Annotated in this window: 5 protein-coding genes; 2 read left to right on the top strand and 3 right to left on the bottom strand. The window is 47.9% G+C overall.

Annotated features, from left to right (window positions below; all coding sequences use genetic code 11):
* Positions 1-10 precede the first annotated feature (10 nt).
* Together V1L52_RS12640 and dinB are read left to right on the top strand one after the other, a co-directional pair.
* On the top strand, positions 11-2,035 hold the full coding sequence (locus V1L52_RS12640) for a hypothetical protein (RefSeq protein ID WP_428770147.1): 2,025 nt from the start codon (positions 11-13) through the stop codon (positions 2,033-2,035).
* A complete protein-coding gene (dinB, locus tag V1L52_RS12635; RefSeq protein WP_428771862.1) occupies positions 2,032-8,205 on the top strand; it encodes a DNA polymerase IV in 6,174 nt (2,057 codons plus the stop codon). Before V1L52_RS12640 ends, dinB begins: the two co-directional genes overlap by 4 nt.
* 31 nt (positions 8,206-8,236) lie before the next feature.
* Here dinB and V1L52_RS12630 read toward each other — a convergent pair whose 3' ends face one another.
* The 3 genes from V1L52_RS12630 to surE all read right to left on the bottom strand — a co-directional run bounded on the left by V1L52_RS12630 (position 8,237) and on the right by surE (position 11,829).
* Positions 8,237-10,285, bottom strand: coding sequence for a hypothetical protein (locus V1L52_RS12630; protein WP_428770146.1), 2,049 nt, complete (start codon positions 10,283-10,285; stop codon positions 8,237-8,239).
* Between the two features lie 18 nt (positions 10,286-10,303).
* A complete protein-coding gene (locus tag V1L52_RS12625; RefSeq protein ID WP_428770145.1) occupies positions 10,304-11,008 on the bottom strand; it encodes a tetratricopeptide repeat protein in 705 nt (234 codons plus the stop codon).
* Between the two features lie 77 nt (positions 11,009-11,085).
* Complete coding sequence (gene surE, locus V1L52_RS12620) at positions 11,086-11,829, bottom strand: 5'/3'-nucleotidase SurE (protein ID WP_428770144.1); 744 nt, start codon at positions 11,827-11,829, stop codon at positions 11,086-11,088.
* Positions 11,830-11,831: the final 2 nt, after the last annotated feature.

The following is an 11,831-nucleotide window of genomic DNA, read 5'->3' as shown; positions in this document are numbered from 1 at the left end:
TGCTGTCGGTATGAAACGTGTCTTTAAAATATGCGCCGCAGTTTTTTTTCTCTCCGCGTTTCAAATTCCGGCTGCTGCCGAAAATCGGCCTTTAAAGGCTCAAGAGGCCCTGCACTCGGATTTTTTATATGCTTTTTTTTTAAAGGAAGGTTTTGAGGTCGAACGGCAATATCTGCAAAATACAATGACGCAGGATTTTCCGTATAATGTCCTTGTTTCATCCGGTAAAAAAAACGGGGCAGCGGGAAAACAAAAAAGACTGATTATCAGCTGTCCGCAGCAGGATGCAGCGGCCATATTGCCCCGGCTGGCTGCTCTTATTCGCAGCATAGGTGAAAAAAACAGCGGCTTTGAAAGTGCCTTTGTTTTTACCGCAAACGATTACAGTTCTGCCGGCCGATTTTCCGCCGATTTACAAGCTCCTTCCTTTGTCAATTCGGGAACATACACCTATATAAACAGCTTGGAAACAAAAGAAAATACGGCGGTTTTTATTATTCGTGCGGGAGACAATACGCATATATTTTCTCCCCTGCGTAAACGCCATGTTGAAATTATTCCCGGAGCACGGGGCGAGTATAATCGGGGAACGGTTATACCCCGAGATTTTTTTAAGCTTTTTACAAAAGCCTGTTTGTCTGCAGGCGTTTCGTATTCCGTTCGGGACAGGTTTTTGTCCTTGTACCGTATCGGTTTTTCTCAAAATGAAGGCCTCGTATCCGCCTGGCTTTCAGCCGATATACCCGCTCTTATGCTGCTCCTGACTGAAGAAAATCCCGATGTTGTTTGTTCGGTTCTTGAACACTGTGCGCAGGAGTTCACGGACACGCAGGCCTTTACCGGAGACCGCCGCTACAGTTTTTTTACTTTCGGGGGCCGGGGCTTTTTTATTTCGGAATACGCATATGTACTGTTTTTATCGGTATCGGCGGCGCTGACCCTCTTTTTATTTTTTATTTTTTCATTTATACGCGGCGCACACCGTTATATACATCGTGAAGAATTTTTTAAAACATGGTATCTTATTCCGCTTATCCTCGGCGTTACGGCCGCCCTTTTATACCTTGCTCAGTTTGCGGCCGTAAAAACGGCCGGATCAATAATAGAGGCGCCTCTGTTTTTTTTAACCGTAAAAACCCTGTGTGCCCTTATTCCGTTTACCTTTGTTTTTTTTCCGTTTGCCTATTATACGTTAAAACTTCCTTTGACCGGATTTATTTACGGCTATCTTCTGTCCGTTTCCGCTTTTTTAAATATCTTTTTATTTGCCGCTGTTGATTTGGCTCTTATTCCTGTTTTTATTTTTGAATATATTATTATATATATTTCGCGGAGTATGCGAAGATTGATTCCGCTTATCTTATGCAGCCTGTGTATGCTGATTCCCTATATGCCCTTTATTCAGGCTATCGCAAGCTTGGACACGGATTTATGCGCCCGCTTTATCGGTGAAGCTCCCCTTATTTTAAACCTTTTGTACGCCGCCGTCTTACTGCCCTTTCAGATTATGATTATACGTATGCTTATACGTTTTAAATCCTGGAAGCGGCGCGGAACTGCGGCAAAAAAAATGATACGCAGGCAGGCCTTTGCCGCCGTTTCTCTTGTCGCATTGTTTTTGCTTTGTTGTTTAACCCTGTCTGCCCTTATCACTTCGGTGCAATCGTCCGCAAAACTCCGCACTTCCGAAAATAAAAAGGATTCGGTATCCCTTGTTTTTGAGCGTACCGCGCAATTCGGCCGCAGTCTTTTTACCCTAAAACTTTCTTCCGGTCTGCCCGTTATGCGTTATTATATTGAAATCACCTCTTCGTCGGTTTTGCCCGTCTTTGAATCGAATTATCCCTACGATATGTTTGTAAAACCGTCGGCCGCGGTGTTTGCCCTTGACGATTATCCTCCCGAGCCCTTTGTGTTAACCTTTTCGGCAGACGGCATTCAGGATACGGTGTGCAGGGTTACCGCCCTTGTACAAACCGATGGGGGTATAAAAACGGAGCGGCTTTCTTATACGATAGCGGGTATTCACAAATGAACGGCCCCTGCTTTTTTCATGTCGATTTGGATGCCTTTTTCGCCTCGGTTGAGCAGCTCGATAATCCGGAATATCGGGGAAAGCCCGTTATCGTCGGTTCTTTGCCGGCGGACAGGCGGGGTGTTGTGTCTACCTGCTCTTATGAGGCGCGCCGATACGGAGTTCATTCGGCTATGCCTATCGGAAGGGCTTTTAAGCTTTGTCCGTCGGGTATTTTTTTACGCGGAAGAATGAAGCGTTACCATGAAAAGTCTCGCGAAGTGATGGCGATTTTAAACCGCTTTTCTCCCGATGTGCGCCAAATGTCTATAGATGAAGCTTTTATGGATATGGGAGGCACAGAGCGTTTATTCGGCCCGCCGGAAAGTGCGGCGCGGCGTTTAAAAGAAAGCGTCAGGGAAGAAACGGGTCTTACTCTTTCGATAGGGGCCGCTTCCAATAAGTATATTGCAAAAATCGCTTCGGGGATGTCGAAACCGGACGGATTGTTCATTGTACAAAGCGGCAAAGAAGAGGATTTTATGCTTTCTCTTCCACTAAAAAAAATATGGGGAGTGGGTGAAAAAACACTCGAAAGGCTTACCTCGGCAGGATTTAAAACCCCGCGTGATGTGCATAAGGCTTCTTTGAATTTGCTGCAAAGCTTATTCGGTTCATGTACGGGTTCGTTTTTGTATCATGCGGTACGGGGCTGCGAAGTGGAAACATTTGAAGCTCAAACAAAGAGCCGCTCAATAAGCTCGGAACACACCTTTTCCTTTGATTTAAGCGATTTATACACGATAGATACGGCCCTCTTGGAACTTTCATGGGAATTGATGTACCGTCTGCTTACCGAAAACGTGCAAAGCAAAACGGTTCATGTAAAAATCCGTTATGAGGATTTTACAACGGTGAGTATACAGGAAACATCGGGCCGCTTTATTTCTTCCGCAGATGATTTATTTTTACGCGCTCAAAATTTATTCCGAAAAAAATATGAAAACGGCCGCGGAATTCGGCTGCTCGGCCTTGCCGCCCAAAATATTGAAGACACAACGGGCGGCATACAAAGTGAATTATTCGACTTCGGCGAGAAAAAAAAAGCCGCTGTCGAAAAAGCGGTTATACAAATTCAAAAAAAAAATCCGGCTGTCCGTGTGGAAAAAGCGCGTCTTTTGCATGCAAAAGAAGAATTGCAGCCTAATAAAACGCCCGCACAAAAGATAAAACCGGAAGCTCCACAACAGGGCTCTTTATTATCCGCCGTACTGCCGGCGGTTATACCCGCATTTTTATGCTTTTTTTTAAGCTGTGTGTTTTTTTGTTTTTCGATTGCTCCGCTGTATGCTCTGCCGCAGGGGCAGGGCTCCGCCTTTTCAAACGGAACGGACGATATTTTTAATCCGCTTGCCGCCCTTCCTCCGGGAAGTCCGTTTGCTTCTTTTTCACTTGCATCCGCTTCAGATGAAGTCGAGCTTTTTGTACAGGGAAGCTGGGAAGCAAAATTCTTCGGCCATCATATAATAGGCGGCGGTACGGATACAAACAAAAAGGCGCCCGTATTTTCTTTTTCTCCTCCCGTATTTATGCAAAAAACCGATTTAACCCTATGGTTTTTTCTAAACCGAAAATGGTATTTTGAAGCGGCCGTTGCCGACGCGTATGATAAAAGTACGGTTGCCGCAGGTTATTACGGAGAAGGTTTTTTGCGCCATGCACGTATCGGAAACAGGGGAATACATTTTCCGCGTATCTACGGTGTCGACGCTGCGGGAAAGGGCGCCGGAGGGGCTGCCGATCAGGCACCGGGCATTGCGGCTCATTGGGAGGCTCCTTCTTGGCAGGCCGATGCCCTCTTACGCTACGATTTACTCGAAACGTTTGAAAAAAACTGGGCGGGTGCAAACGAATTGGGCGAAAAAAAAATCGCTCTTTACGAGTGGAAGGCGGGGCTTCGCTTTGCCCTTCCTGCAAGTACCGCCGCCCGTATAGCTTCAGTCTATGTTGAATCGGAAAAGGGCGATTATAAGGATTCGGAAGGTTATACCTATGTAAAACTTGCCCCTTCAGACTATTTGATTTTAGCTGCGCAGGATGTACTCGTATTGGCGCGAGCCGCCTCGGGCAGGGTTCTTGCCGAATTTTACGGCGAAAAAAACGCTATAACCGGCCCTTTGGGCAATTTTTCCGCTGCAGGCAGTTTTTTAAAAGAAGTACAGGATTGTTTCGGAAGCAAATATGAGCTTAAGCGGTATTCGTATCCTCAAAAAGCGGGAGTACTCGTACCGGATAATTTTTTTACAAACATTGCGGCAAAAGCGGGCGGAAATGCGGCCGAGGCTTTGATTTTACAATATCCGCCCTTTTTTTCGCCCTTTGCGGATGCATCTTTATATGAAGCCGATTTTGCGCCGAACAATGCGGGATTGAGCGTTTTAACAGCCGCCGGCACGGCGGAAAAAGGCTATGCAGCCCTTGAAGCGGAGGGAAGTATCTTTGCCGGGGTACTATCCGGAAGCGATTTTTTTAAAGAGAAAAAAAATTATATCCGCCTTTTTAACCGAGCTTTTCAAAACACCGCAGGAGGAAGTCCTTACCAAGGTATTCCTCCTGCGGAGCGTTATCCCGCTGCAAAGGATGCCCCCCTTGTGTATTTGAGCCCGAAAGCTTTTAGGCCGGAGCAAGCGCCTTTTTTTATTTCGGTTCAGACAAGCTCCCGAACCGAAGCGCTCGACATAGGAAGCGAAGCGGTTCCCGGCTCGATTGTTATGTACCGAAACGGCATAAAAGAAACGGGTTTCCGCTATGATGAAAAAACGGGTATTGTGCATCCGATTCGCCCGATTACGGCCTTCGACAAGGTGCGTATTGTGTGGCAGCAGCGTAAAGACGGGGGAAAAATCGGACGCATATCGGCGGCGGCCGGCATTCAAAAACGTTTTTCGGACGATTTTCGTCTCGACGGTTCCGCTTCTTTTTTATGGCCGCTGACGCAAAAAGATTCATTCAGTTACGGCTCGGACAATGCCGCCGGTTCTTTAAATGCGGCTTTAAAGCTCGACTTGCAAAAAAAAGATTTTTCTTTAAGCGATACTTCGGTTCTTTCGTTTGAAATGCCCGATACAACGGGTGTGCGCCGCGTTCTCGGCATGGATGGTTCAAAACCTAAAAAAATACTTTTAGCGGAAAAGGCGGCGGTAAGCTTTCCCGAAGGAATCGTACCCGTTCTAAAACAGCGGCCGGAAGATATGACGCCCCCTTCAGGAGTTTTTTCCGGTTTGGACCTCTTAAAGCGCGGCAGCTTGAAAAGCAAAATCCTGCGTGAAGAAGGAAACGAAGGCTATGCCGTCGGCATGGATTGGACTATAGAGCAGGCAGGGGGCTGGGCTGTTCAGACAATCGATTTTTCAAAAGCCGCCGCCTCTCTTGCATCCGCAAGGGAATTTTCTTTATTGCTTAAAACGTCGGATGCAAAGCTGACAAATGCGCAAGTATATTTACAGCTCGGAGCACCGGAAACGGCGGCAGCAAGCAGTGTTTTAGGAGAAAGTCAAGTTCCCCTTCCTACATGGGAAATCACCAAGGACTCTCCTGTCGACAATGATGTCAAACAAAAATTTGATATTTCCGCTGCCAAGAAGGGAATTTGGCAAAAAGTTGCTGTCCGTCTCCGCGATGAAGACCGCATGCAGCTTGCAAAGGCGCAAAATGCCCGCCTTATCATATATTTTCCCGACACAGTTCCGCCGGGAACGTTCCCAATATCCGGAAAACTTTTTGCGGGAGCGGCCGAAATAAACGGTACCGTTTTTGCCTTGCATGAACCTGACGGCTGTACCCTGCATTCATCGGGGCAAAGTTCTCCCGTTGCGCAAACGGCCGATATGCTGCGCTTTAATCGGGACGGCGTAAATACGGTCCAGTATTTTAAATGGCATATTCCTTCGGGGGAAACGCCCAAAAACGGTACGGTGAGTGCGCGCGTCTACACGGAAGAATTAAACCTTGCTTCATACGATACCCTGAATTTTTTTATGTATATGCCGGAAATCGCTTCGGCAACGGCCGAAATGCCGGATTTTTCCCTTGTACTGCAAAGTGAAACAAACAGGGGCATTAAAACGGCCCTGCATATTGTTATAAAAAAAGAAGGTTTGGAGAAGATAAAAAGTGCGCAGCCACCTCACGGTGCATGGAAAAAGGTGCAATTCGATTTACGAAGCCGAAGTTTGCGCGTTGACGATACCGAACTTACCGCGGAAACCGAGTTTTCGGTTCAAAGTTTCGATATAAACATCGCGCCGAACCGTATCGACTTTTTATTTGCACCCTGCAATACGCCTCTTCCGGCACAACCGACTATAGGAGAACTCTATATAGACGAGCTTTATTTGGAAGGTTTGGATTACCGCCTGAATTTTGAAAATATATTCAGCTTCGATTGGGGAAAAAACGCCGTCCTTTGGGAAGTAGAGGGTTTTCCCCTTGCCGCAAATCCGCGCTTTTATACGAATATTCACGCTCACACGGCAAGCGGTAATTTACGGCACAGGGATTCAACAGCTTCAGCGGCCGCGGCCGCAGATACAAGGGCTCAAATCGATATTGCGGGCATCGAAGCGGCAGGGAATATTTCATTTTCGCTTTCAACCGCCGAAGACAAAAGCCGCATTGAACGTTCTTTTGCAGGAGCGCCTTCGGCCGGGCCCTATCTTTTACAAAGTGCGGGGCACCGTATACGCACTACGCCCGTTTTTTTTGTTACAAAGATTTTTAACGTTTACGAAGATTATGCGTTTACCCCGCAGTCCAAAAGCGCAAAAAAAACGGAAATCCTCGGCTTTGACTTTTCGCCTCTAAAGCTTCCCCTCTTTGTGTCTTTTAGGACCGAGGGAAGTCTCGGAGCGCTTTTCCAAAAGCAGGATTCGGTCTTTGAAGCCCGTTATTCGCTTGAAAAAGAGGGCTTTTCGTATACGGTGCGCGCTGAAGGCCGGACTTCTCAGCAGGGGCAAAACACGATACAAAAAACGGGCGATAAAACCGGCTATTTTTCGAGCTGGCTTGATGTTTCACGGATTCAGTTTTCATCCGGTGAAAGCAGTGCGGATATGAGGCGCATCGGGTTCTCCCTTGAACAGGGCTTTGCCTTTTTTGAAAACCGCTTAAGGCCTTCGGTTCTTATAAGCGCGCAAAACGTGTACAGTTCGGCCCTTAAAACCGAACACAGGGCAAGCGATTCTTTTTCCGTCAGTGTTCCCTTTAGTATAAAAAATCAGCAGTTTTCCGCCGCATGGACAAAAAACGCTTCGGTTTCCGGCGCGGTTCAAAAAGGCGGCTCATATGTGCATGACAGCCGCCTCTTTGCCGAATCCATGTCCAAGCGAAAAGATTCTTATGCCGCCCTTCCGCTGTATGACTTTTTCGATCCGGCACTTGCCCTTCGTATGCAAAAAAGCGGCGCTTCCGTTTCGGCCTATGAGAGCATGTGGGACTTGTCGTGGAAAAGACCGCTTTTTTCGTCGCCGCTGGATATAGCCGTGCCGTCGCGCCTTTCGTTTGGCGCATCGCGGGTTATTAAAACTTCTTCGCACGATATAAGCGATATGCTGCAATTTAAAACGGGTGCCGGATTTACCGCCTTTAACTGCTTCGGCTCTTTCGGCTCAATGCGCTTATGTCATTGGTACGAACAGGACGAATTCGCTTCTTTTTTGTCCTTAACCTTTAAAACCGACCGCGGCGATATAAAAAAATACCGCATCGATTTTTCAGGGTATAATCAGGCTTTGCTTTTTTTTAATGCAAAAGACAATTTGCGGTTTTTTACCGAATACCGCGTAGATACCCAAAAAGACTGGCAGGTAAAAGCCGAAGCCGAATGGAACAGAATCGGTAAAACAAGCATTGTAAAGGATGCTCTGGAGTTTTTGCTTTTGCAATTTAATAAGGTGAAAAAAGCCGAGGGAGTTCCTTCGGTTTCATTCAGGCGGAAAAATACCCTGAAAGCCGTTTTCGCGCAGACGGGCGCACAGGTTTTTGTTCAAAACTACGGCCTCAGTCATCATGCCGATTTCGATCTTAATTCCTATTTACGTGCGGGTTTGTTTTTAGAGACCGAATTGACGGTAAAGAAGGCCGCCTTTACCCTCAAAAACGGTGCGGGCATATCGGGTAAGATAAGCTTTTAATCGGACTGGATTCTGTGTAAGCCCCGATTTTTTACTCAAGAGGAGCAAAATATCCGGTTTCGTCCCGTCCGGAGCGGTTTAAAACATAGGTTTCGATTTCAACCGGTAAAAAGGCGCGCCCGAAATCCGTGGGCAGGGAAGAAACATAGGTAAAGCGGTACAAAGAACAGGGAAGGTTAAGAACATCCCGTACCAGGGCCCCTATGCCCTGAGGACGGAAAATGTAATAAGAACCGCCCCGGGTTTCTTCGGTTAAAAAATTCAATTCTTCGGCAGGAGGATTTCTGTCCAAGGCAACATTTAAAAATGCGATGCCGTTGTTATTCAGGTAGGCGGCGGTATCGGTGAGGCCGTATTTTCCAAAACTTTGGGCTTTTATACCTTCGGCCCGGGTGCTTGCGGCTATGTATACGATTGCCCGTTTGGGTTCCGCATTGATTAAATCGTTTGCCGCAAGGCGTACCGCCAAATCGACGGAGACAACGGGCGACAAAGGCGTTTTAAGGTTTGCCGACGAAAATTTTTCCATAAGGGAGGGATTTCCCGTGTATTCGGATACGGGCAGCTGACCGGCTCCGACAATGCGCAAAGTACCCCTTCCCTTCATTGCTGCGGCGATTTCACGCACGGCCGTATCCAGTGCCTGAGAATATTGCGCCGAATCGTAACTTCGGTCGATAATGAGCGTCAAGTCACAGACAGTGTTTGAATTGGCATCTCCTGTAAGGGTTTGGCGTGCAGCCGGGCGTTTTTCTTCGGTTATAAGAAAGTTTACGTCTTTTAAACCGACAAGGGGTTTGCGGCTTCGGTTTTCAACCCTCACATCGAGGGTGATGTTCGGAAAATCATCGGCATAGACCCGCTCTATTTGGACAAAGAGGCCGCCGACCAACTCATTCATGCGGGAAAAAACAACCACTTCATTATTTTTAAAGTCGCTTGCAATAATATTGCCGTTTGCATCCATATCTGCGCAGGTGAGGCGTACGGGGGCCGAACCTGTCCGAGCCATTTCCTGTATCGCGCCGCTTGAAAGGTCTACGGCTAAAACCCTGTTCATATCGGCGGCGATAAGGTATGTATCGTGAATGCGCAGGGTTTCCGGATTTACCAGCGAGCCGTTTTCGGTTAAATTTTCCACATAGTTGCCGGCCGTGTCATAGACGGCAATCGAACCCGAGGCCGCATCCGCAATATATACTCTCTCTTTGAATACCGCAATTCCTGCAGGTGAGACAAACTTTCCGAAAGTGAAGAGGGCATCCCCTGCGGCATTAAAAACCGTTATGCGTCCGTTCCCGTAATCGCTTACATAGATATTCCCGGAATCGTCTTCGGCTAAGAATTGAGGGCCTACGAGTTGTCCGTTTCCCCGCCCCTTTGAGCCGAAATACTTAACAAAGCGTCCTTTTGAATCGAGCTGGCAGAGACGGTCTCCGGCATATTCGGATACGAGTACATTGCCGTTTTTTTGCTGTAAAATATCCATCGGACGGTCAAACCCGTTCAAAGGGCCCGTTATTCGGTTTACGATTAAACCGTTTGCATCCACGCGCAGAACTTCATTGGACCCGTAAGCGATAAGCCACAGGGAACCGTCGTTAAGGGGCAAGAGGGACAGGGGCTGGCTGAAATGCACGGCCGCCTCGGTTTTACCGGGAAAATTACCCGATTCGGTAAAGCGCATCGTTTCGCGGTTTATTCCGGATGTAACGCGGCGGTTTTGTACAACTTCTATTTTGTTTTTAAGCAAGAGTCCGCCGTACCCGGCCTCGGAGGCAAGGCGCCACTGTTGTAAGGCCGCTCCTTCCATGCCGGAGCGGTAATAGGCTTTGCCGAGCCAATAGAGAATGAGGTTTTCCGAGGGAAGGTAGGAAAGGGCTTTTTCAAATTGAATGAGGGCATCGTTAAAGGCTCCGCGGTACCATGCCTGAACGCCGCGTCTGAATTCCTGCTCCGCATAACCGCGTTCAACGGGCGTTGCCGTTCCTCCGGATGCCGAGGCGCGTTGTTGTGCGAAAAAAAGGGCGTATGCACAAAAAAAGAGTATGACGGGCAAGATAAAAAGTCGCGATTTCATTGTGCCTCCCGTTTTTTTCTATGCATCCGCCGCCGCGGCTGTATTGAATATGCTGTTATAATGCGCTTCTATTTCCGGATTTCCCCGGCCGCGTTCTTTTGCCCGCGTTATATAGGTTTGGGCTTCGCCCAAAAGACCCAATTTATAATACACCCAACCCAAGGAATCCAGACATGCCGCCGATTCGGGATGCATATCCAAAGCTCTTTTGCACAATGACAGTGCCCGCGTAAGGTCTTTACCGATACAGGCAAGCACGTACCCCAATCCGTTTAAAGCGGTCGGACTGTTCGGGTTTATTTCAAGGGCTTTTTCGTAATGCTCGACCGTTTTGGATGTTTTTTTATTGTTCCATTGAACATAGGCAAGGGCCGCATGCACTTCCGATTTTTTATAATCGGTTTCCAAAAGCTGCTGCAATTCAAAGTCGGCTAAACGGCTTCTTCCCGTAATTCCGTAGATGACGGCGAGTACAAAGCGGCATTGATTTACTCTGTCGGGTACGGAACCTGCCGTAACGACTTGTTCAAGATAGAGAACCGCCTCGTCATAGCGTTCAAGGCGTGCATAGGATAAACCGATGTAATATGCAAGTTCAAAGCCCGCCGCATCTTCTTCATCGGAGTGCATATCCGGAACGGGTAAAGACAGAAAAACGGTTAAAGCATCGGTGTAATTTCCGGAACGGTATAAGGCGATACCGTCTTGTATAGTTTCCGCCATAATCCTCCCTCATATATTATAGCACACAATCCCTTTTCCGTAAATCCCGCAGCGGAATAAGTGCACAGCCCCTTAATTTACGGCATCTTAAAAAAGTCGCCGCTCAGGTTCGGCTTTCCGCCTGCGGCACAGGGCTGGGATATAATCCTGCTTATCGAAATAAAGCCCTCCTGCGCTGCCGTATAGTCGGTGTCCGCGTGAAGGGGCGTATGCACCTTGCCGCCTTTAAAAAAGCTGTATACGTGGCCGTCGGGGGCGTCGATAAGTTCGGACGAGTCGTTGTAGTTACGGCGCGAGGGGACGGTCATCTTCCAGCCCTTGTACGAAAGGCCGTCTTTGGCATTGATGTTTATAAAAACGTCGCGCTCGCATAAGCTTATAAGCTTTTCCAAATTATCGCATACAAAACGTGCAAGCGGCTCGTAATTCCAGTTTCCGTCTCCCGATTCCAAACTGACCGCAATGCCGGGAATATCGTGCAGCGATGCCTGGCGGGCTGCAGCGGCCGTTCCCGAATAAAGAATGTCGGTTCCGATGTTTGAACCGCGGTTGATTCCCGATATAACCGCATCGGGGGCTTTATCCATGAGCTTTTTTGTGCCGACATCGGTACAGTCGGCAGGCAGCCCCGAACAGCGAAACATACGTTCACCCGTTTTTTTTAAGCGCAAAGGTTTTAACATGGTAAAGCCGTGCGAAACGCCGGAACGGTCGCGGTCGGGAGCGACAACGTACACCGTATGAAGAGGCGATAAAACTTTTATAAGGGCTTCAAGGCCGTCGGCACCGAATCCGTCATCATTGGTTAATAAAAGTGTCATAT

The organism is Treponema sp. HNW (assembly GCF_050320395.1).
Lineage (GTDB): Bacteria > Spirochaetota > Spirochaetia > Treponematales > Treponemataceae > Treponema_C.
This window is presented reverse-complemented; position numbering and strand designations above follow the sequence as displayed.